At 68.9% G+C, this 21,391-nt stretch carries 21 protein-coding genes; 7 read left to right on the top strand and 14 right to left on the bottom strand.

Annotated features, from left to right (window positions below; all coding sequences use genetic code 11):
- Positions 1-10 precede the first annotated feature (10 nt).
- The gene (locus ACFRAQ_RS18500) at positions 11-925 is read left to right on the top strand and encodes a D-alanyl-D-alanine carboxypeptidase family protein (protein ID WP_379101093.1); all 915 of its coding nucleotides are present in this window, start codon (positions 11-13) and stop codon (positions 923-925) included.
- On the opposite strand, the gene ACFRAQ_RS18495 is transcribed toward ACFRAQ_RS18500, so the two are convergent.
- From ACFRAQ_RS18495 to ACFRAQ_RS18485, 3 genes are all read right to left on the bottom strand, one after another.
- Positions 922-1,995 carry a family 43 glycosylhydrolase gene (locus tag ACFRAQ_RS18495; protein ID WP_379101091.1) on the bottom strand — a complete coding sequence of 358 codons (1,074 nt, stop codon included), beginning with the start codon at positions 1,993-1,995 and terminating at the stop codon, positions 922-924. The two genes, ACFRAQ_RS18500 and ACFRAQ_RS18495, sit on opposite strands and share 4 nt — an antisense overlap.
- A 105-nt stretch (positions 1,996-2,100) precedes the next feature.
- On the bottom strand, positions 2,101-2,733 hold the full coding sequence (locus tag ACFRAQ_RS18490; protein ID WP_379101089.1) for a glyoxalase: 633 nt from the start codon (positions 2,731-2,733) through the stop codon (positions 2,101-2,103).
- 80 nt (positions 2,734-2,813) lie between these two features.
- A complete protein-coding gene (locus tag ACFRAQ_RS18485; protein ID WP_379101087.1) occupies positions 2,814-3,035 on the bottom strand; it encodes a hypothetical protein in 222 nt (73 codons plus the stop codon).
- A 142-nt stretch (positions 3,036-3,177) separates the two neighbouring features.
- Between ACFRAQ_RS18485 and ACFRAQ_RS18480 the strand changes: the two genes are divergently transcribed.
- Positions 3,178-3,549: a hypothetical protein gene (locus ACFRAQ_RS18480; protein ID WP_379101085.1), complete on the top strand. Its 372-nt coding sequence runs from the start codon at positions 3,178-3,180 to the stop codon at positions 3,547-3,549.
- Positions 3,550-3,591: 42 nt separating this feature from the next.
- Here ACFRAQ_RS18480 and ACFRAQ_RS18475 read toward each other — a convergent pair whose 3' ends face one another.
- The 4 genes from ACFRAQ_RS18475 to ACFRAQ_RS18460 all read right to left on the bottom strand — a co-directional run bounded on the left by ACFRAQ_RS18475 (position 3,592) and on the right by ACFRAQ_RS18460 (position 6,823).
- Complete coding sequence (locus tag ACFRAQ_RS18475; RefSeq protein WP_379101083.1) at positions 3,592-4,317, bottom strand: hypothetical protein; 726 nt, start codon at positions 4,315-4,317, stop codon at positions 3,592-3,594.
- A gap of 298 nt (positions 4,318-4,615) precedes the next feature.
- Positions 4,616-4,891 (bottom strand): hypothetical protein, encoded by a 276-nt coding sequence (locus tag ACFRAQ_RS18470; RefSeq protein ID WP_379101081.1) that lies wholly within the window; start codon positions 4,889-4,891, stop codon positions 4,616-4,618.
- 226 nt (positions 4,892-5,117) lie between these two features.
- Entirely contained in the window at positions 5,118-6,026 is a 909-nt protein-coding gene (locus ACFRAQ_RS18465) for a LysR family transcriptional regulator (protein WP_379101079.1), read from the bottom strand.
- A 170-nt stretch (positions 6,027-6,196) separates the two neighbouring features.
- A complete protein-coding gene (locus tag ACFRAQ_RS18460) occupies positions 6,197-6,823 on the bottom strand; it encodes an HD domain-containing protein (protein WP_379101077.1) in 627 nt (208 codons plus the stop codon).
- Between the two features lie 238 nt (positions 6,824-7,061).
- Between ACFRAQ_RS18460 and ACFRAQ_RS18455 the strand changes: the two genes are divergently transcribed.
- Positions 7,062-7,829, top strand: a complete 768-nt coding sequence (locus tag ACFRAQ_RS18455; RefSeq protein WP_379101075.1) for a glucose 1-dehydrogenase — start codon at positions 7,062-7,064, stop codon at positions 7,827-7,829.
- 10 nt (positions 7,830-7,839) lie between these two features.
- Here the strand turns inward: ACFRAQ_RS18455 and ACFRAQ_RS18450 are convergent, their stop codons facing one another.
- The 6 genes from ACFRAQ_RS18450 to ectB all read right to left on the bottom strand — a co-directional run bounded on the left by ACFRAQ_RS18450 (position 7,840) and on the right by ectB (position 14,896).
- Entirely contained in the window at positions 7,840-9,519 is a 1,680-nt protein-coding gene (locus tag ACFRAQ_RS18450) for a bifunctional metallophosphatase/5'-nucleotidase (protein WP_379101072.1), read from the bottom strand.
- Between the two features lie 112 nt (positions 9,520-9,631).
- The gene (locus ACFRAQ_RS18445) at positions 9,632-10,777 is read right to left on the bottom strand and encodes an LLM class flavin-dependent oxidoreductase (RefSeq protein WP_379101069.1); all 1,146 of its coding nucleotides are present in this window, start codon (positions 10,775-10,777) and stop codon (positions 9,632-9,634) included.
- 10 nt (positions 10,778-10,787) lie between these two features.
- Positions 10,788-11,783 (bottom strand): ABC transporter substrate-binding protein, encoded by a 996-nt coding sequence (locus ACFRAQ_RS18440; RefSeq protein WP_379101066.1) that lies wholly within the window; start codon positions 11,781-11,783, stop codon positions 10,788-10,790.
- Positions 11,780-12,604, bottom strand: a complete 825-nt coding sequence (locus ACFRAQ_RS18435) for an ABC transporter ATP-binding protein (protein ID WP_379101063.1) — start codon at positions 12,602-12,604, stop codon at positions 11,780-11,782. Before ACFRAQ_RS18435 ends, ACFRAQ_RS18440 begins: the two co-directional genes overlap by 4 nt.
- Positions 12,577-13,389 carry an ABC transporter permease gene (locus tag ACFRAQ_RS18430; RefSeq protein WP_379101060.1) on the bottom strand — a complete coding sequence of 271 codons (813 nt, stop codon included), beginning with the start codon at positions 13,387-13,389 and terminating at the stop codon, positions 12,577-12,579. Before ACFRAQ_RS18430 ends, ACFRAQ_RS18435 begins: the two co-directional genes overlap by 28 nt.
- Positions 13,390-13,633: 244 nt before the next feature.
- Positions 13,634-14,896 carry a diaminobutyrate--2-oxoglutarate transaminase gene (ectB, locus tag ACFRAQ_RS18425; RefSeq protein WP_379101058.1) on the bottom strand — a complete coding sequence of 421 codons (1,263 nt, stop codon included), beginning with the start codon at positions 14,894-14,896 and terminating at the stop codon, positions 13,634-13,636.
- Between the two features lie 192 nt (positions 14,897-15,088).
- Between ectB and ACFRAQ_RS18420 the strand changes: the two genes are divergently transcribed.
- Genes ACFRAQ_RS18420 through ACFRAQ_RS18410 form a run of 3 tightly spaced genes read left to right on the top strand, consistent with a single transcriptional unit; the run spans position 15,089 to position 17,704 of the window.
- Complete coding sequence (locus tag ACFRAQ_RS18420) at positions 15,089-15,892, top strand: ABC transporter permease (protein ID WP_379101055.1); 804 nt, start codon at positions 15,089-15,091, stop codon at positions 15,890-15,892.
- A complete protein-coding gene (locus ACFRAQ_RS18415) occupies positions 15,885-16,700 on the top strand; it encodes an ABC transporter permease (protein ID WP_379101053.1) in 816 nt (271 codons plus the stop codon). The genes ACFRAQ_RS18420 and ACFRAQ_RS18415 overlap by 8 nt, the downstream gene beginning before the upstream one ends.
- Positions 16,697-17,704 carry an ATP-binding cassette domain-containing protein gene (locus ACFRAQ_RS18410; protein WP_379101050.1) on the top strand — a complete coding sequence of 336 codons (1,008 nt, stop codon included), beginning with the start codon at positions 16,697-16,699 and terminating at the stop codon, positions 17,702-17,704. The genes ACFRAQ_RS18415 and ACFRAQ_RS18410 overlap by 4 nt, the downstream gene beginning before the upstream one ends.
- On the opposite strand, the gene ACFRAQ_RS18405 is transcribed toward ACFRAQ_RS18410, so the two are convergent.
- Entirely contained in the window at positions 17,668-18,309 is a 642-nt protein-coding gene (locus ACFRAQ_RS18405; protein WP_379102147.1) for a DUF4389 domain-containing protein, read from the bottom strand. The two genes, ACFRAQ_RS18410 and ACFRAQ_RS18405, sit on opposite strands and share 37 nt — an antisense overlap.
- 281 nt (positions 18,310-18,590) lie before the next feature.
- Between ACFRAQ_RS18405 and ACFRAQ_RS18400 the strand changes: the two genes are divergently transcribed.
- The gene (locus ACFRAQ_RS18400; protein WP_379101047.1) at positions 18,591-21,389 is read left to right on the top strand and encodes a nitrate- and nitrite sensing domain-containing protein; all 2,799 of its coding nucleotides are present in this window, start codon (positions 18,591-18,593) and stop codon (positions 21,387-21,389) included.
- Positions 21,390-21,391: the final 2 nt, after the last annotated feature.

Here is a 21,391-nt window from a genome sequence, read left to right as displayed (position 1 = left end):
ATGTGTGCCCATGCAGACATTTGCCCGAGTGTTGCAAGCAGTGGTTGTCGGAGCGGTGGTGGTCGGCGCCGGTCAGGGCGTGCAGGCCATGCCCGCCGCTGCCGCACCGCAGATTCAGTTGCCTTTCCTGAGTGGTGAGCCGGATGGGGTGCAGGCCCAGGGGGCCGCGCTGGCGGATGGGTTCACCGGGACGTTGTTGTGGTCTCGGGAAGCCGATACGCCGGTGCCGATCGCCAGTATCGCGAAGGTGATGACGGCGATGGTGGTGATCAATGCGAACAGTCTGGATCGGGCCGTCACCGTTCCCGCCGAAGCGATTTCGTATTGCTCGCGGAACGACGGGAGTACGGCGGGGCTGGGCGCGGGAGAGGTGCTCAGTACGCGGCAGTTGCTGTATGCGCTGATGCTGCCGTCGGGCTGCGATGCGGCGTATACGCTCGCCGAGGCTTATGGGCCGGGCCAGGACGTGTTTCTCGGCAGGATGAACGATACGGCTCGGCAGATGGGGTTGGGGGCAACGTATTTCGCCGACCCGAGCGGGTTGCCGGTGCCCGAGGACGGCTCGACGTTCTCGACGCCGGCCGATCTGATCGCGCTCGGGCTGCGGGCCATGGGGCACCCGGTGTTCCGGGAGGTCGCGGGGACGCGGAGCTATCACGTGCCCGCGGCGGCGGGGAATCGGGATCACGTGTGGGAGACCACGAATCAGCTGCTGAAGGATTACCCGGGCGCGATCGGGATCAAGACCGGGTCGACCGATGCGGCCGGGGCTTGTCTGTTGTTCGAGACGGTGCGAGCGGGGATTCCGATGATCGGCGTGGTGCTGCACAGCTCGGCGTGGAGCGGGGCGGCCGCCAAGGATGACGCCTCACGCATGCTGAACTGGGCTTACCGGCCGATCACGTCGCTCGTTCCGGGCAGCTAGCGCTGGGCGGGGTCCCGGCCCTCGATCACGATCGGGGCGTCGGGACCGAAGGCCATGCCGAAGCGGGGGCGGCCGTCGGGGCCGAAATTCATGGGCTGGACGCGGACGCTGCGGCCCTCCCAGCCGGTGCCGGGTTCCAGACGGGCGTGGTAGGTGATCCACGGGTGGCCATCGATGGTGAGGAATCCGTTGTGGCCCGGCGCGATCGCTCCCGGGCTGCCCGGCAGGAGGGGGCCACCGGATTTGGTCCAGGCCGCCGGGTTCATGGGATCGCCGCCCTTCGCCAGTTCGAGCAGGCCGATCCGGTAGGTGTCGTCGAAACTGGCGTTGGCGGAGAAGGATACGAACAGCCGGCCGTCGGGGGCGATCAGCGCCTCCGGCGCCTCGTTGATCTTCAGATCGGCGTCGTTCGGCACGGTCTCCCACTCCGCGGTCGGCGTCGCGATGCTCACCCGCTCACCGACCGGCGTCATCGGATCCGACATACGCACCGCGCAAATGTCCTGCACCCGTGTGTCTTCCGGGTCACGCAGACACGACCACAGGTAGTATCCGGCGTTCTGATACTGCAGGTAGGTTCCGTCGATCGCCCATCCGCCAGGCAGATTCATCTTCCCGAGGTATTCGTAGGGCCCGGCCGGATCATCCGCGGCCGACCGCAACGCATACATCCGATGCGTCTCGTTGCGGTCGTCCTCCTGCCCCGCGAAGTAGATCCACCACCGATCCCCGATGTGCTGCAACTCCGGCGCCCAGATCTTCGTGCACGCCTCCCCCGGGCACTCCCCGTGCTCCCACACCACCGTCGGCTCACTCTTCCCGAGCCCGCCGAGCGTGTCCGACGCCCGGATGACGACATTGTCGTCGTTGTAGAAGTCTCCCTGCACCAGATAGAACCGGCCCTGGTAGTAGGCCATGCTCGGGTCGGCTCCCGCGGCGACCACTGGGTTGGCAAATTCCTCGCTATGCGGTCCGGACCCGCGCTGCTCGGCGGTTCCCACCCCCGCGACCGCGGTTCCGAGTCCCACGGTCAGGATGCTCACCAGCCCGAGCGCTCTCCGCCAACCCACCAGCCTCACCTCCAGCGACAGTCGAGAGTCAAGTGTCGACGCCGCCGCCCCCGAGTTCAATCAACACCCGCAAAGCCCCAGCACCGCACAGCGATTCGCGGGGCGTCAGGCGGCGGCCCAGGCGAAGCCGTCCGGGTCGGCGAAGGCGCCGAGAGGGCCGGTGACGACGAGGCCGTGGGAGCCGGAGCCGGTGACGGGGACGCCGGCTTCCTTGGCGGCGGCTTTGCGGGGGTAGAGGGCGAGCTTGATCGGGGAGTCGGGGAGGTCGAATTCGGCGTACTTGCCACCGAAGCTCTTGGCGACGGTGAGGCCGCGGTCGACGTAGAACTGCTTGCTGGCCTTCACGTCCTCGACGCCGAGGAGCAGGACGACGCTGTCGACCGCGCGGGTGACGGGGGCGGTGTCCTTCTTCTCGGAGGTGGTGACCTTCCAGATGGTGCCGTCGGGGCCCTGGATCACGCCGCCGTAGCCCCAGAAGCTCTTCTTGGCGGGCTTGATCACGGTGAAACCGTGCTGGAGGGCGCTGGCGATGAGGCTGTCGGCATTGCCGGGCTGGGCCACGACCAGCGACATGATGAAGCCCCGGAAGCCCTCCGAGGAGGCCGACACAGGAGCGAAGGAGAGCTGGTCGCCGAGACCGAAAGCGGCCTCGTAAGCGGCGGCGACAGCGGTGGGGTCGGCGGCCTCGAGGGTCACGTCGAGGGTGGTGGAAGCGGCGGCGGAAGCGGTGTTCGTCATGGCTACAACGCTAAATTCCGGACCGGCCGGGGACATCCGTGGTGACCACGGAACCGACCACGGAGAGCACCCACGGACCCCTACCGACCACCGCCCGGGAGGCGGATGACCGCGGCGACCACCAGGCGGTAGACGAGGTAGGCCGGGACGATGACCAGCGCGATCACGCGCATCACCATCGGGATCGCGGCGAGGGCGAGGTAGCCATCAGCGCCATGGACCGGACGCAATACGAGGTACAGAACCACCGGGATCAGCGGGATGCGGACCAGCCGCCACAGGATGCCCTGTGCGGACGTCACTTTCATTTTCCGGGAAAAGGGGGCTGACTATTGTCTCCCGCGCGGAGTTCGGGTTTTCCGGAAATTGCTCTCGCGTAGCCCCGGCGGCAGGTGCATTCTGGAGAGAAGACAGGAATTTCCGCTGCTCGAGGGAGGTAGGGACATGGTCAGGGTGACGGCGGTCGAAGCCAACGGCGAACACTGGCATCCGCATCCCGGCGACGCTATCGAGGATCCGCGGGAAGGGCCGGCGCTGATTATGTGCCTGCTCGGCATCGCGGCGCTCGGGATGACGATCGTGGCGGCCGCGTCCAAGTTCTACGGCTGGACCATAATCGGGGCGATTGTCGCTGCGGTGCTTATCGTTTCGGGTCTGCTCTGGATTCGGTTCGAATACTTCCGCGAATTCCGGCGGGAACAGCAGAAAGGACGGCACGGGCACAATCCCCTGGTCCGCGGAGAGTGGCGAGGACGCGAACTCAGCTCATGGCAGGTTCGCAAGGGCGAGGGCATCGGCGAGGGCGCCGGGTCGTGACCGGCTGACCGGCCACGACCCTGCGAAACCTCGGGTCCCCGGCTACTTCGCCGGGGCCGGAGCCGGGGTGAACGGCTGGTTGATGGTGGTGAAGTACTGGATCGCGGCGGCGATGGCCACCGGGGCGGTCACCAGGATCAGGCCGCCGACCGCGCCGAGCGCGCCCATGGCCGCGGCGCCCGCGAGGCAGCCCACGACCGCGCCCGGGAGGAAGCTGAACAGGCCGCCGATGATGCCGGTGGCCAGCGTGGCGCCGCCGCCGACGGCGATGCCGCCCAGGGCGCAGCCCACGGCCGCACCACCGATGCCGCCGACCAGGGTGCCGATGGTGGCGCCCATGGAGATGGTGTCCTTCATGCGGTTCCACGCCGCCTGCTCGCGGTCGTAGGGGGTCTTCCACGGCGCGGTGTCCTCGAACGGCAGCGCGACCGGGTGATACGCCGCGTGGCCCAGATCGAATTGCGGCGTCAGAGTGACTGTGCGGTCCCGGATTTCGGCCGCGATCGGGAACACGAAATCGTCCACGCGGAAGGTCAGTTCGGTTCCGGCTACCACCGTGCCATTTGCTGCTTTGATCTTGAAGACACCGTTTTCGACATCCATCGACCCGACATCGGTGGAAATGGTCCCCGATCGGTCGGTGGCCGACGCCGTGTAGTGAATGGCGCCCACATCACCCGTTTGGGTCTGGGCATTTGCCGTACCTGCGGTGATTGCCGTGATCGTGGCCACCAATGCGGTCATCGCCGCGATTCCGCTCTTGCGCATGTGATTTCCCTCGATTGAGTATGCCCGCGGAAATAGAACTCATCGCAGGTTCAGTTACTGACAAGCAGACTCTAAGTCGGATCTCAGCATGGCGGCAATGCATATTTGCCATAAGTGACTCGTTACACAAACGAGATGTCTCGTTGTGCGCCAAGGTTTTCCGTTGTTCACCTGAATGTATGAAAGGTGTCCGATAGGTGAACACGGCACGGTCGGGCCATGGATAGCCGAACCGGACAGGCCGTCGAACGGCCCGTACAGCGACCGGCGCGGACCCTCCGCGACCGGCCGGTTTCCGTCAGAGCTCGTCGAGCTCCGGGATCGGGGGCAGCACCGGCTCGGGCCACTCCTCCAGGGTCGCCACCTGCAGGTGGATGAAAGCCGCGATGCGGTGGCGGGCCGAGGACGGGAGTCGCTCGATATCGGCCGCGCTCAGGACGTGGGCGCCGAAGGAGTGGGGCTGTGGCGCTTCGGAGTCGGGCGTTTCGGGAACAACCTCTAGCTTTGGCCGCGAAGCAGTAGCCGGGATGACAGGCTCATCCGGGTCTGCGGCAGCGGCGGCGGTTCGCACCATTCCGTGACCATAACCCTTGGGTAACACACGCGGGAGCCGTTGGCGCACTTGTGTCTTCACGCTGCGAATTCAGCGAAGCCATTGTAAAGAAGGTTTGAATGTGCAGGCAGACATGGCCATCCGGAAATTCGGTTTGCCTGCGCCGGAACAGTAGGGTGATCGGCGTCACTCTGTCAACACTTCGGACAAAACTCCCCGAAGTGACAGGGAAACTCCCCTGAATGCTTCAGATCGGTCGGCTCGCAATGACATACAAGTCACTCGCCGGGCCGGTCGGCTTCCGGCCGATGGGCCACACCGCTCGCAACTGCCGCTCCAAATCCAGGCCGGTCACCCGGGGCGAAACCAGAATGCCCTCGGCCAATTCGGTCGCGACCGCCAGCGAACTGAGCACCGCGGGCGCGAGGCCGTCGGCGACCGCGGTCTTGATGGCGGTGGTGGAGGACAACTCCAGCGCGATCTCCGGCTGCCACCGGGGAACACCGGCGGTCATGGCGCGCTCGAACGAAGTGCGGGTGCCCGAGCCGGGCTCGCGGTAGATGAGCGGGGTGCGGGCCAGCTCGGCGGCGTCGACCTCCGGTCGCCGCGCCCACGGGTGTCCGGGCGCGACCACCACTAGCAGCCGATCTCGCGCCACCACATGGCTTTCCAGCTCGCGGGGCAGGTGCGGGCTCTCGACGAATCCGATCCCGGCCCGGCCGTCGAGCACCGCCTTGGCAACCTCGGTCGAATTGCCCGATTCCAGGGCGATGGAGGTGTCCGGCATCCGCGTGCGCAGCGCCATCAGCCATTTCGGGAACAGGTACTCCGCCACGGTCTGACTGGCCGCGACCCGCAACCGCGAATCCCGCTGCGCACGCAGGCTGTCGATTCCGGCGTCCAGGCGCGCGGCCGCGTCCACCACGTCCCGGGCCCATTCCGCGATCAGCGCCCCCGCCGCGGTGGGCCGCGAACCCAGCGTGGTCCGCTCCAACACCGGAACGCCGACCAGCTGCTCGAGGTAGCGGATCCGCGAACTGGTCGACGGCTGACTGATCCCGTGCGCTTTGGCCGCCCGCCCGAGACTCCCCAGCTCGATCACCGAGAGCAGCAGGTCGAGCGCGGACAGATCCGGGACGCGGGGGGACAACGGCATAGATCGAGTCTATGCACAGATCTCACCGTTGCCCGACGGCCCGAGAGAGGTCGCCGCGAGAGCGCGCGACCGACCACCGGCCCGCCGCTGGGAGGCGCTCGCTGCCATCGAACCGCACCGCGCGGGCCGACCGCCCGGCGAACGCCCTCGGGGCGAGTCGGCTGAACTCGTCAGCGGGCGGCGGCCACACGCTCGATGACGGGCCGCCAGGAGCCGAGCGGCTGGACGGCCAGCCCGACGACCTTGCCCGCGTCGTCCGCGCGGCGCAGCGCCACGGCCGCCGCGAACTCGGGGTCGCCTTCGAAGGCGGCGATCTCGGCCGCGGTCATCGGGCCGCCCTGCGCGACCAAGGTGCGCTGACTGGACTCCGACAAGGCCGCGACGTGCACCGAATCCGTTGCTGCCAGATACCGTTTCGCCACCACATGCAGCTCGACCAGCCGGGCGACGCGATCACCCAGCAGGCCGCGGACGGCCGCGGCGCCATGCGCCCCGTGACCCGCGTCGTCGCCGACCACCAGCTTGTGCCCGATGTCGTGGACCAGCCCGGCGACCTGGAGTTCCTCATCGGTGGGAAAGTCGCGGCGCAGCAGCTCGGCGCACTGCCGGTCGTGGTCGAGGATGTCGACCGGATCGCCGCTGCGATCGGGCATGTCCCAGGCGTCGTGGCAGTCGGCGAGCAGGACCATGAGGTCGGCGACGGACATGATCGGGGCGACCGTGGCAGACCGGGCGACCTCGGCAGCCGGGGCGGCGGGGACGACCTCGGCAGCCGGGGCGGCGGGCGCGCGGTTCACGCCCGCACCCTATGACGTGCGGGCCGCGCTCGCCACCGCGGCGGCCCGGCCGCTCACCCAACACTGCGACACGGGCGTTCACCCCACTTCGACGGGGAGGCGGCGCGACTGTCCGGGGATCGGGGTGCGGCTTCGGGCGAATCCGGAACGCATTGGACAATATTCAGCAAACGACCTGTGTGTGACCGGCGAGCGGGTCACCGTGCCTGTGCGCCGGATCCTCTGGAAGGAGCCTCCCATGCACGACCTGTCCGGCAAGACGATCCTGATCACCGGCGCGGCCCGCGGCATCGGCGCCGAGACCGCGCGGCAGGCGGTCGCGGCCGGGGCGAACGTGGTGATCGCGGACGTGCTCGACGACGACGGCAAGGCTCTCGCGGCCGAGCTCGGCGCGCAGGCCGTCCACCAGCATCTCGACGTCACCTCCGAGCCCGATTGGGTGGCCGCGCTGGCCGCCGCCCGCGACGCCTTCGACGGGACCGTGAACGGCCTGGTCAACAATGCCGGGATTTCCACCGGCGAGCTGCTGGCGAACGAGTCGGTCGAGCATTTCCGCAAGGTCATCGACATCAACCTGGTCGGGGTCTTCCTCGGCATGCGGACCTGCATTCCGGCGCTGAAGGAGGCCGGCGGCGGATCGATCGTCAATATCTCCTCCGCGGCCGGGCTCATGGGCCTGGCGCTCACCGGCAGCTACGGCGCGTCCAAGTGGGCGGTGCGCGGCATGTCCAAGGTGGCCGCCATCGAGAACGGCATCGACCGGATTCGGGTGAACTCGGTGCACCCCGGTATGACCTACACACCGATGACCGCGCAGGTCGGCATCCAGCAGGGTGAGGGCGGCTACCCGAATACCCCGATGGGCCGGGTCGGTGAGGCCGACGAGATCGCGGCGGCCATCGTCTTCCTGCTCTCGGACGCGGCCTCCTACGTCACCGGCGCGGAACTGGCCGTGGACGGCGGCTGGACAGCCGGGCCGACCGTGAAATACGTGATGGGCCAATAACTCCGGGGCGTCAGCGCTTCTCGATCCGGCCGCCCGGCGGGGCGACGGCGCCGCGGGTCCGCAGGTACGCCTCCAGGGCGTCGAGATCGATGGGCCCGACCAGGGTTTCGGTGTTCTGCGTGAACACCGAGAAGCCGTCGCCGCCGGCGGCGAGGAAGCTGTTGGTCGACACCCGGTAGACCGCCACCGGATTCAACGGCTCCCCCGCCACCCGGACGCTGCCCTCGATCACCTTGTGCCCCTTGGGCGCGGCGTCGGAATACGAGTAGGTGATGCCCGCGACCGACAGCACGCCGGGCTTGCTCACATTGTCCCATTGCTGTTCCAGCAGATTCAGGATCTGCTGCCCGGTCAGCGTCACGGCCACCACCTGATTGCCGAACGGCTGCACCGTATATGCCTGCGCGTAGGTGATGTTCCCGCCGGACAGGCCCGCGCGGACGCCGCCCGGATTCATGAACGCGGCCACCGCCCGCACCGAGGCCATGGCGTCGAGCATGGAGTCGGCGATGACATCACCGAGCGGTGAGTCCCCGGCGGGCGCGGGTTCGGCGGGCAGGGGCGCGGCGGCCGAGCCGATGACGCGTTCGGCGCGCGGTTTCGATTGCGCGGCGAAGAAATCCACCAGTTTCGCGGTGGCGGGGTCGGGGGCGATGTCGCGGGTGACGACCCGGTTGACGGCCGAGGCCTGCACCGTGCCGTCGTGGAAGCGCAGCGTCACATCGGTGACGAGGCGGCCGAAGGAGGCGGCCTGGGTGACCACCTTGCCGTCGAGGACGCAGTTGTAGGCCTGGTGGCTGTGCGCGGTGAGCATCACCGAGACTGCGGCATCGGTCTTGTGCGCCAGGGTTTTCACGCCCGCCGAGATGCCGTCGCAGCCGTTGTAGTCCAGGGGCCGGCCCTGGGTCTGCTGGGTCCCGCCGTCGTGCAGCAGCGCCACCACGGTTTCCGCGCCCGCGGCCCGCATGGCGGGCACGTATTTGTTGATGGCGTCGGCCTCGTCGCCGAAGCGGTAGCCGCGGATGCCTTCCGGCATGACGATGTTCGCGGTGTCGGGGGTGACCACGCCGACCACGCCGATCTTGTGCCCGCCCAGTTCCAGCATGGTCCACGGCTTCAGGCCCTGCGGCTGTTGCCCGTCGGCGTCGGTGACATTGGCGGCCAGGTACGCGAACGTCGCGCCGGTGAACGGCTCGCCCGGGCTGCACCCGTCCGGCGCGCAGCCGCCCTGCTGCAGCCGGCGCAATTCGACTACGCCGTGGTCGAATTCGTGGTTCCCGACCGAGGAGGCCGCGACGCCGACCGAATTGAGGAACTCGATGGTGGGCTCGTCGTGGAACAGCGCCGAGACGAGCGGGCTCGCGCCCACGTCGTCCCCGGACGCGAGGACCGCGCTGTCCGGATAGGCCGCCTTCAACCGGGCCAGGTGCGCGGCCAGGTATACCGCTCCCCCGGCCTGATACGCGCCCACCTTGCCATTGGACCCGTCCGGCGGCTGGAGGTTGCCGTGCAGGTCGTTGAGGCCGAACAGGTGCACCTCACCGGGCTTCGCCGGCGGCAGATCGGAGGTCGACACCAGAGGCACGGCGCTCGGAGTCGCGGGCGCGGTGTGCTCGGCTCCCCCGCACCCCGCCACCAGGGCCAGGCTCAGCACCGTCGCGCACACACCGAGAACACGCCGACCGCTCATGGTTGTCGACTGTGTCAGACGCCGTCGACGCACGCACGACGGCGGGGTGAATTCCGCCGTCACCGCCGACGGCCGCCCACCCGCACGGGTGGGCGGCCGTCGGCGGGAACCGCTAGCTGCTGGACGCGCTCGCGAACGGCGTGGCGGCGGGGGCGGCCGGACGCCGGATCGGGTGCCGCCACAGGCCCTTTCGCTCCAGGATGGGCAGCACGCCCTCACCGAACCAGTACGCCTCCTCGAGGTGCGGGTAGCCCGAGAGCACGAAGTGGGAGATGCCCGCCTTCGAGTACTCGACGAGCCGTTCGGCCACCTCTTCGTGTGAGCCGACCAGGGCGGTGCCCGCACCGCCGCGGACCAAGCCGACGCCCGCCCACAGATTGGGGGCGATCTCGAGCCGGTCGGTGCTGCCGTTGTGCAGTTCCGACATGCGGCGCTGCCCCTCGGACTCGCTCTGCGCCAGGGCGGCCTGGACGCGTTCGATATCGGCGGGGTCGATACCCGCGAGCAGCTTGTCGGCGACCGCCCACGCCTCCTCGGAGGTGTCGCGGGTGATGACGTGGATGCGCAGCCCGTAGTCGAGCTTGCGGCCCGCGTCGACGGCCAGTCCGCGGATCCAATCCAGTTTGCGGCTCACCGCGAGGACCGGTTCACCCCAGGTCAGGTAGGTGTCGGCGTAGCGGGCCGCCACCGGTCCGGCCGGGCCCGAGGACCCGCCGAAGAAGATCGGCGGCACCGGGTCGGGCCGATTGCTCAGCAGCGCGTTCTCGACGCGAATGTGCTCGCCGTGGAAGGTGACCGGTTCGTGCGAATTCCACAGCGACCGCACCACATCCAGGAACTCGCCGGTCCGCGCGTAGCGGGACTCCTTGTCGGCGAAGTCGCCGTAGGCGGCCTGTTCACGCGGCTCGCCGCCGGTCACCACATTGATGAACAGCCGTCCGGCCGAATGCCGTTGGAAGGTGCCCGCCATCTGCGCGGCCAAGGTCGGGCTCATCAGGCCGGGCCGCAGCGCGACCAGGAACTTCAGCGTCTCGGTGGTCTCGACCAGCATGGCGGTGGTCAGCCACGCGTCCTCGCACCAGGATCCGGTGGGGGTGAGCACGGCCTCGAAGCCGTTGCTCTCGGCGGCGGCGGCGATCTGGTTCAAGTAGTGCAGCGAGGCGGGCCGGTCCCCGGACATGGGGGTGCCGTGCCCGCCGACCACCAGGCCCCGGGAGTCGCCGGAGGTGGGCAGGAACCAATGGAACGACAAGCTCATGCGGGGACTCCTAGGAGGTGAATCGGTCGTTGAAACGGGTGTCGATGAAGTCGGCGATCCGGACCTTGCCGGGGATCAGCTTGGCGTCGGCGAAGCCGTCGGCCACTTGCTGTTCCGCGGCGATCGTCGCCTCATCGAGCGGATGGTCCTGGTAGTTGGCGCGATTCACGGCCAGCAGGGTGACGTCGTAGGGCACGCCGGTGATCCCCGAGGACCGCTTGGCCCACTCCTCACGGTGCCCGGTGATCCACACGTGCGCGCGCCGCAGCCGTTCCAGCAGATCCCGCACGGCGGCGGCATTCGCCTTGTTGTCCAACGTCTTCGAGCCGGTGACGTAGAAGCTGTCCGGCTTCACGTAGCCGGTGCCGTCGACCAGTACGCGGGCCCCGCCGACCTCGGCCTGCGCGGCGTAGGGATCCCAGACCGTCCAGGCGTCGACGCGGCCGGTGGACAGGGCGGCGAGCGCGTCGGCGGGCTGCAGGTACTGCGGCTCGATATCGCCGAAGCTCAGACCGTTCTTGGTCAGCACCGACAGCAGGTGGTAGTGCGCGGAACTGCCCTTGGTGACCGCGATCTTCTTGCCGCGCAGGTCCTTCGGGTCCTTGATGGCCGAATCCTTGGGCACGATCACGGCGTTGCCGGCGACGCCGGAGTCGTAGGAGCCGACGATCTTGATCCGGGATTTGGCGGCCGCCGCGAACACCGGCGGCGCGTCACCCACGCCACCGAAGTCGACCGCCCCGGAGTTGATGCCCTCCAGCAGCGGCGGACCGGCGGTGAAGGTGGACCATTCGATCTTGTAGGGCAGCTTGTCGATCTCCCCCGACACCTCCAGCTGGGCTTGCAGCGCCAGGCCCTTCTGATCACCGACGTGCAGGGTCACCTGGGACAGATCCACCGAGCCGTCCGCGTTCACGCCCTTGGTGTCGTCATTGCCCGAGGAGCACGCCGCGCCCGCGAGGGTCGCGGCGACCGCCAGGGCGGCGAACAGGCGCTTGGTCTTCATTCGGTGGTTCCTTCCGGGGTGACGCCCAGCTCGGCGAGCAGAGCCGCCCGCAGAGCCTGGAATTCGGGATGGTCGCGGCGCCGGGGGCGCGGCAGGTCGATGGGCAGCTCGCGCCCGATGCGCCCGCCGTCGAGCACCAGGGCGCGGTCGGCCAGCAGCAGCGCCTCGTCCACGTCGTGGGTGACCAGCAGGACGCCGGGCCGATGCCGCGCCCACAGATCCAGCACCAGGCCGTGAATCGTGATGCGAGTCAAGGCGTCGAGGGCGCTGAAGGGTTCGTCGAGCAGCAGCAGGTCCGGTTCCCGGACCAGGGCGCGGGCCAGCGAGGCGCGCTGAGCCTCGCCGCCGGAGAGCGTCAGCGGCCAGGCCTCGCCACGCTCGGCCAGTCCGACCTCGGCCAGCGCGGCCGCGGCCGCGGCCTTGGCGTCGGCACGGCGCAGGCCCAGGATCACGTTGTCGCGCACCCGCTTCCATGGGACCAGCCGCGGTTCCTGGAAGGCGACCGCGACCTCGCCGGAGACGGTGAGCTCGCCCTCGGTCTCCCGATCGAGGCCCGCCAGCGCCCGGAGCAGCGTGGATTTGCCGGATCCGCTGCGGCCCAGCAGGGCCACGAACTCGCCGGGGCGGATGTCGAGATCCAGGCCGTGCAGGACGCGGCGTGCGCCGAAGTCCTTGACCAGACCGCGAATTCGCACGACCGAAGTCTCGGTCGCCGGGGTCTCGGCGGCCGGGGGAGTCTCCGCGCGAACGGTCGCCTCCAGTCCGGCCAGGGTCTCCGCGATGACCGAATCGGTCAGTGTGCCAGGAAGCCGCGTCGCCATGACAGCGCTCTCCTCTCGATCGAACGGACGAGTGCGTCGGTGAGCAGCCCGAGCACGCTGTAGACGAGCAGTCCGACCACGATCACGTCGGTGCGCAGGAATTCGCGGGCGTCGTTGATCATGAAGCCCAGGCCCGCATCGGCATTCACCTGTTCGGCCACGATCAGCGCCAGCCACGCCACGCCCAGTGACTGCCGCAACCCGACCAGGGTCTGGGGCAGCGCGCCCGGCAGCACGATGTGCCGGATCAGTCCCGTGCGGCTGAGCCGCTGCACCTGCGCGAGCTCGGCCAGTTTGCCGTCCACGCTGCGGATGCCCGCGAAGGTGTTGAGGTACAGGGGAATCGCGACGCCGAAGGCGACCAGCACGATCTTGGGCAGCTCCCCGATGCCGAACCACAGGATGAACAGCGGGATCAAGCCGTAGAACGGCAGCGTCCGCAGCATCTGCATCAGCGGGTCGACCAGGTACTCCCCCGCGCGGCTCAGCCCGGCCGCCAGCGCCAGCGCGATGCCGGCGACCGCGCCGATGGCGAAGCCCAGCGCGGCACGGCTCAGCGACACCGACACGGCCTTGGTCAGCGTGCCGTCCCGGATCAGGTCCACGGCCGTCTCGACGACCGTCAGCGGGGAGGCGAGCAGTCGCTCCGGCAGCACCCCGGTCACGCCGGCCAACTGCCACGCCACGACCACCAGCAGCGGCGCGACGAAGCGGGCCAGGACGGAAACGTTCGGCAGGCGGGGCCGGCCCACGACGGGCTTGGCCTGCACGGCAATGGAGGACACGAAGCACCCCTCGGGCGAACGGGACGGGGACCGTGGCGGCCGAGGGCCTTCGAGCGCCACCTGTCCGACTGTGCCGTTCCGAGCCCGGCCGGTCACCGGTTGGAATCCCCGTGATTCTGGGATCCCGAGGGCCTGGGAGAGCTGGGTGTCAGATGCTGCGGATCAGGAGAGGGGTGGTGCCGGGTTCCCTCCGCAGCTGGGAACCCGGCACCAGGTCGGCACCGGTGTGGGCGGTGGCCGACGTCTAGTGGCCGTCGCGGACGATCTCCACGGCGCGGGCGAGAATGCCGAGGCCGTGGGTGATCTCGTCATCGCTGACGGTCAGGGGCGGGAGCAGCTTCACGACCTGCTCGGTGGCTCCGGAGGTCTCGACCAGCAGGCCGAGTTCGAAGGCGACCTGGCAGACCTTCTCGGCCTGCGAGGCGTCCTCGAAGACCAGGCCGTGGACCAGACCGCGGCCGCGGGTGGTGATGCCGCCGAAGGATTCGGTGAGCGTGACCAGCTGGTCGTGGATGCGAGCGCCCTTGGCCAGGGTGGACCGATGCAGGAGGTCGTCGGACCAGTACTCGCGCAGCGCCACCTCGGCGGTCACGAAGGCGGCGTTGTTGCCGCGGAAGGTGCCGTTGTGTTCGCCGGGCGCCCACTGGTCCAGTTCGCGGCGCATGAGCACCAGCGCCATCGGCAGGCCGTAGCCGCTGATGGACTTGGACAGGCAGACGATGTCGGGGGTGATGCCGGCGATCTCGAAGGAGAAGAACGGGCCGGTGCGGCCGCAGCCCATCTGCACGTCGTCGACGATGAGCAGAATGCCGCGGGCCGAGCACAATTCGGACAGGGTGCGCAGCCATTCGGCGCGGGCCACATTGACCCCGCCCTCGCCCTGCACGGTCTCGACGATGACGGCGGCGGGCTTGTCGAGTCCCGACGAGGTGTCGTCGAGCGCGCGGCGCATCCACGAGAAGTCCTCGGGCTCATCCAGATAGCCGTCGAAGGGCATCGGCGTGGCGTGCGCCAGGGGGACGCCCGCGGCGGCGCGCTTGGCGGCGTTGCCGGTGACCGACAGCGCGCCCAGCGTCATGCCGTGGAAGGCGTTGGTGAAGTTCAGGACGGTGGTGCGACCGGTGACCTTGCGGGCCAGCTTGAGCGCGGCCTCCACGGCATTGGCGCCGGTCGGGCCGGGGAACTGGACCTTGTAGTCGAGGCCGCGCGGGGTGAGCACCAGATCGCGCATGGTCTCGAGCAGACGGCGCTTGGCGACGGTGGACATGTCCAGGGCATGGGTGATGCCGTCGGCCATGATGTAGTCGACCAGGGCCTTCTTGAAGACCGGATTGTTGTGACCGTAGTTGAGGGTGCCGGCGCCGGCGAAGAAGTCCAGGAACTCCTTGCCGTTCTCGTCGGTCAGCCACGCGCCGCGGGCGGTGTCGAATACGGTCGGCCAGGAACGGCAGTAGCCACGCACATTGGATTCGAGCGCCTCGAAAACGGTCGTCTCTGCAATGGTCATCGTGTGGTTCCTAGCGTCGCAACTAAGTGAAACGCTGTTGTTTCTATCACATGGGCACCGAAGCGAAATCATTTTCTTTCGAATCGGGCAGCCATACCCGCTGCCTATGACCACGTGACCCACACCGCAACAGACCGGCACACAGCATAACTCGTTGCGGGACACCGGCCGCACCCGTAGGGTCACACCCTTGTGCGCAGCGACGTGGGGGTCTACTGGCAGCTGGTCAAAGCAGGGTTTCGCAGACAATCGCACTATCGGCTGGCGATGGCGGCGGGCCTGCTCACCAATCTCGTCTTCGGCTTCGTCCGCGCGGCCGTACTGATGACGGCCGTCCACGAGAACCACGGCTTCGGCGGCTACGACCGCGGCACCATCGGGGCCTACATCTGGCTCTCCCAGGGACTGCTGGGGGCCATCGCCTTCTGGATGCTGCCCGACATCGTGGAACGCATCCGCACCGGCGACGTCGCCATCGACTTCCTGCGACCCGTCGACATCCAGTTCGCGCACCTCGCGGAATACCTGGGCCGCGCGGGGTTCTCACTGCTGCCGCGCGGGCTGCCCAGCGTCCTGGCCGGGGCGCTCACCTTCGGACTCGCCTTCCCGGCCACACCCGGCCCGTACGCGCTGGGCGCGATCAGCCTGCTGCTGGCCATGGTCCTGTCGTTCCTGTCCATGTTCGCGGTCAGCCTGGCCGGGTTCTGGCTCATCGAGACGCGCGGACTGCGGTCCCTGCACATGATCTGCGGGACCTTCCTGGCCGGACTGTTCGCGCCGGTCCACCTGTTCCCCGGCTGGCTGCGCACCGTGGCCTACTCCACCCCGTTCCCGTCCATGCTGCAATGGCCGGTCGATCTGCTGTCCGGCCGCACCACCGGGTGGGCTGCGGTGGAAATCCTTGCCGTGCAATGCTTCTGGTTGGTGGTCCTGGCGGCGCTCGGACAACTGCTGTTGCGGGCCGGACGCCGCAAGCTGGAGGTGCAGGGTGGGTGAGGCGATCCCCTCACGTCTGGCGCCCTATCGCGCGGTCCTCGGATCCCGGCTGCGCGCGCAACGCGCGTACCCGCTGTCCTTCGCCACGGATGTGCTGAGCGCCTTCCTGATCGGGCTGATGGAATTCGCCGAGATGTGGGTGATCTTCCACAATGTGCGGCAACTGGGCGGGCTCGATCTGAACGGCATGCTGCTGCTGTTCGGCATGAGCAATACCTGTTTCGCCATCGCCGACATGGTGGTCGGGCACGCCGACACGCTGCCCACCTATATCCGGATGGGCACCCTCGACGCGTACTACCTGCGACCGCAACCGCTGCTGCTCCAGCTCATGACCAGTGATGTGCAATTGCGGCGGCTGGCGCGCATCGCGGTGGCCGCCACCGTGCTCGCGTTCGGCCTGACCCGCAACGACATCGACTGGTCCGCGGCGCACCTGGCGCTGTTCGCGGTTACCGTGGCCTCCGGAATCGCCATCTTCGCAGGGCTTTTCGTGTGCGCGGCCGGGGTGCAGTTCTTTCTGATCGACGGTTCGGAGCTGACGAATTCCTTCACCTACGGCGGCTCCTACGCCTCGATGCAACCGACCTCGGTGTTTCCCACACCGATGAAACTCGTGTTCGGATTTCTGATTCCGGTCGCCTTCACCTCCTATCTGCCCGCCATCGCACTGCTCGGACTGCCCGGGCCCGCGCCGCTGCCGGGCTGGCTGGCGTGGGCGGCTCCGGTGGCGGCGGCGTGGGTGTGGGTGGTGGCGCTGTTCCTGTGGCGGCTCGGGACCCGGCACTACCAAGGAGGCGGCGGATGAGCGCGACCCTGACCGGCGAGCGAGCCATCATCGAGATCGAGGGCCTGACACGGACGTTCACGGTCAGCAAGAAGGAGGGCCGCTGGCGACGGCGGCGCGAGGTGCTGACCGCGGTGGACGACATGAGCTTTCGCGTGGAGCCCGGCGCGGCGGTCGGCTATATCGGCGCGAACGGCGCGGGCAAGTCCACCACCATCAAGATGATCACCGGGATCCTGGTGCCCTCGGCCGGACGGCTGCGGACCTGCGGCCTGGACCCGGTGCGGCAGCGCCGCGAACTGGCTTCGCGGGTCGGAGTGGTGTTCGGGCAGCGCTCACAGTTGTGGTGGGATCTGCCGCTGCGCGAATCGTTCTCGATCCTGGCGGCCATCCACCGGCTGGAGCCGGCCGCCGCGCGGGCCCGCACCGCCGAACTCATCGCACAGCTGGAGATGGGCGGCACCCTCGACACCCCGGTGCGGCAGTTGTCGCTGGGTCAGCGCATGCGCGCGGAAGTCGCGGCGGCGCTACTGCATTCGCCGGAACTGGTCATTCTCGACGAGCCGACCATCGGCCTGGATGTGTTGTCCAAGCAGCGATTACGCGAATTCCTGCGGCACGAGCGCACCCAGCGCGGCACCACCCTGCTGCTCACCACCCACGACATGGGCGATATCGAGCGACTGTGCGAGCGGGTGCTGGTGGTCGATCACGGGCGGCTGATCTACGACGGCACCCTGACCGGGCTCGGCGCGACCGTCGGCGCGCAGCGCGTGCTCACCGTCGATCTCGCCGAGCCGACCGCGGACCTCGACGACCTGCCCGGGGCGAAACTGCTCGACAGCGCGGGCGCGGGCATCCGGCAGCGACTGGCCTTCGATACCGAGACCACCACCGCCGCGCAATTGCTCGCGGCCGTGTCGGCGCGCGCCGAGGTCCGCGACCTGTCCATCGAGGAACCCGATATCGAGGACGTGGTGCGGCGGCTCTACGAGGCCGCGGCGTCGGGCTCCCTCGCACCCTGATCAAGCCGGAAGGGCGGATAGACGTCGGTCATGAGCGAGGCGTAGGCGCGCACCCGCAGGGACCAGCGGTTGATACCCATCAGGAAGTCGTACAGGCCCTGCGGGTAGACGCCGGTGAACAGCAGCGCGATCACGGCGACCAGCGCGAGAATCGCCAGGGGCCCGAACGAGTTCCGGCCGCCGTACACCAGCGCCGCCACGATCAGATATTGCGGAATTGCGAGCAGCCACCATTTGATCAGGACCAGCCCGCGGCTGAGCCGTTCGGGATAGTCGACCTCCAGGTCCGCCGGATATGCCGGGTCAGATTCCAAACTGAACGGTGGGTATTTATCGGTGCCCAGCTGAGAGAGGGCATAGAAACGCACCCGCCAGCTCCAGCGCAGCACGCCGACATTGAAATCGAACAGCGCTCTCGGATACCGCTCGGTAATGAGAATGGCGAAGAAGGCGACGATACCGACCGCGAGATAGGCGATGCTCAGAAAGAGCAGGACGATCAGGTGTGGAATAGCAAGTATCCACTTGACTATCCACAGCCAGCGGGAGACCGCGGGATCGAGATCCCCGCGTACACGAACCGGATAAACAGGACTTGGCTGCATGGCCATCACTCCTCTCGAGCGGCGGCGCACACCTGGCGACCACCGCGCGAACAGCGGTGAGCCGTTGTTCACCCCATTGTTTCCCCGGCGACGCGAAGATCACATCTGCTTCTCACACATTGTGACCAGATTCGTAATAGCACGCGCGACGCCGAGTTCCGCACACCACATCGGCATCGTTCGAATTGCGGACAACGGTTGGGTGTGCGACGTTGCTGACTATTCTCTATGTGCTCGGCCCGGGTCGGCACGCCAGCTGATAATCGGGAGACGGAGTGAAGGTGGGTTCGGCGAAAATGTTGCCGCCGGGTAACGTGAAGCTCACGCCGCCACGGGAATTGATCCGGCCGCGCACCATCGCGGCGCGCTTGCGCCGCATCCTGATCTTCTCCGTCGCACTGGTACTGGCCCTGCTGGCCGTCATCATCACCCACCAGGTCAACAGTTTCCGCGACACCGGGGAAACCGCGCGGGCGGTGCGCCTCGCCCTGGACGTCCAGGACCTGGTGCACGAGATCCAGCGCGAACGCGGCCTCACCAACGGCATGCTGGGTGGCGACGCCGGGGCCCGGCCCGCCATCGGCAACCAGCGCCTGGCCACCGATACCGCACTGCAGCAACTGAATCAGACCCTCAGCGATCAGCCGCCGGGCGCCGATCAGGTCCGCTCGGGGCTGTCCCAGTTCTCCGGGGTCACCGCCAACCGCTCCGACGTCGACGCCGGGCGCGTCGACCGCGCCGCGTCGTTCACCTTCTACACCAATGCCATCGCCGCGTTGAACCAGGCGCGGCCCGGCCTCGACCACGCGCCCGACCCGCAACTGTGGCGGGGCCTGCAATCGCTGCACGACCTCGGCGACGTCAAGGAGTTCACCGCCCAGGAACGCGGCTTCCTCGCGGGCGTCTTCGCCGCGGGCGAGTTCGCGCCCGGCGAGTACGTGAAGTTCCTCGACATCCGCGCCGCCAAGCAGGCCGCCATCACCGGATTCGAGCGCGACTCCACCCCCGCGCAGCGGTCGAAGCTGTACGCCGCCATGCAGACCGACGAGTCCATCCGGGTCAATACCGCCGAGGCCATCGCCATCGCCTCCACCCGCGGACCCCTCACCGAACCGGTGAACCCCGCCGACTGGTGGCGCGAGATGAGCTCGGTCATCGACGGCGAACGCACCGTGCAGCGCAGCATCGGCGGCGAGATCACCGGCCGGGCGAGCGACCTGCGCCGCGACGCCGCCCTGGTGCTCGCGCTGTACCTGCTGGCCGCCGCGCTCGCCATCGCCGCCCAGGTGTGGCTGGTGGTGGCCGCCGTGCGCGCCATCGTGCGACCGCTCGCCGACCTCGCCGAAGAAGCCGACGTGGTGGCCGGGCGGCGACTGCCGCAGCTCATCGAGGCGTGGCAGAACTCCGACGACGCCGACCCGGAACCGCCCGAACCGGTCCGCGCCGACGAGAGCGCCGGCGCCGAGATCGCGTCCGTGGCCACCGCCCTGGACCGGGTGCAGACCACCGCCTACGAACTCGCCTCCGCCCAGGCCCGGCTGCGCCGCAACTCCACCGAATCCATGGCCAACCTGGCCCGGCGCAATCAGAACCTGGTGCGCCGCCAGCTCGGCCTGATCAGCGAGTTCGAGCGCGAGGAACTCGACCCCAACGCCCTGTCCAACCTCTTCGAACTCGACCACCTGGCCACCCGGATGCGCCGCAATGCCGAGAGCCTGCTGGTGCTGGTCGGCGAATCCAGCCCGCGCCGCTGGTCCAAGCCCATCCCGCTGACCGACGTCATCCGGGCCGGACTGTCCGAGGTCGACGACTACCGGCGCGTGGTGCTGCGCCGGGTGGACGACACCGCGATCGTGGGCGCGCACGTCAGCGAGGTCGCGCACATGCTCGCCGAACTCATCGAGAACGGGCTGTCGTTCTCCCCGCCCGACCTCGAGGTGGAGATCTACGGCCGCCGCCTGGGCGCGCGGTACATGATCGCGGTCGTCGACCACGGCGTCGGCATGCCGCCCGACCAGCTCGCCACCGCCAATGCCCGGCTGCGCGGCGAGGCCGACTTCCTGGTCGCGCCCACCCGGTTCCTCGGGCACTACGTGGTGGGCCGGCTGGCGCGGCGGCTCGGCGTCGAGGTCGAGCTCACGGTGTCGCCGACCAGCGGTGTGGTGGCCCGCATGCTGCTGCCGACCGACCTGCTCGGTGACCCCGACGCCGACCGGCCCGCAGCGCCGCGGGACTCGAAACACGCGGCGGGAGCGCAGCTTCCGACCGTGGTGGACACCATGCCGGAGTCCAAGCCCGGCCGCCACAGCTCCACGCCCGCGGTGACACCGGCCGCCCCCGCCGAGACACCGGCGGACGCGGCCGAGCCCCAGGCCCCCGCCGCCACCGACCCCGTCTACGACACGGCCGCGGCTTTCGCGGCCCTCACCGAGATCATCGGCGATATGGGCTCCGCGGCCCCGAGCGAACCCACCGGCGGCAACGGTTCGCCGGTGCGCCCCAGCACGATCAAGCTCGTTCCACTGCCGGACAAGGGTCAGCAGGCCGCGGCGCCGACACCCGCGGTCTCGCGGCCCACGCCGACCGGCCCGGCCATCGATTCCACCGCGCCGCCGCCCGTTCCGGCACCGTCGATCACAGCATCCGGATCGGCTGTCACCCCCGGCGTTCCGCAGGCAACCGGCTCCGCGGGCACGACGGCCGCGACCGAGAATCCTGGCACGCCGGCGGCAGCCGCCGGGAGGCCCGCCGCGGCGGCGGGCGTCGGCGCCGCGGCCGGCGCGCCCAAGACCGCTGCCGTGGAGCAGGTTTCGCCGGGCTCACCGGCGGCGGGGGCGGACGTTTCGGGAGCCGTCCCGGAGGTGCAACGTACGCGAAACGGTCTCGTCAAGCGCAACCGGAAGACTCGCGAGCACACGGGCGCCACTCCGGGTGGCGCTCAACCGGCAGCCGGGCGGCCAACCCCGACGCCGGTCGCGGACCGTTCACCCGACGAGATACGCAGCATATTGGCCGGATTCCGATCCGGACATCAGCGCGGGCAGGGCGGCGAACCGCCCCGACCCGGATCGCGAGCATAGGA

The organism is Nocardia sp. NPDC056611, assembly GCF_042792755.1.
GTDB lineage: Bacteria > Actinomycetota > Actinomycetes > Mycobacteriales > Mycobacteriaceae > Nocardia.
The sequence above is the reverse complement of the archived record's forward strand: the minus strand, read 5'-3'. Positions and strand labels throughout refer to the sequence as shown.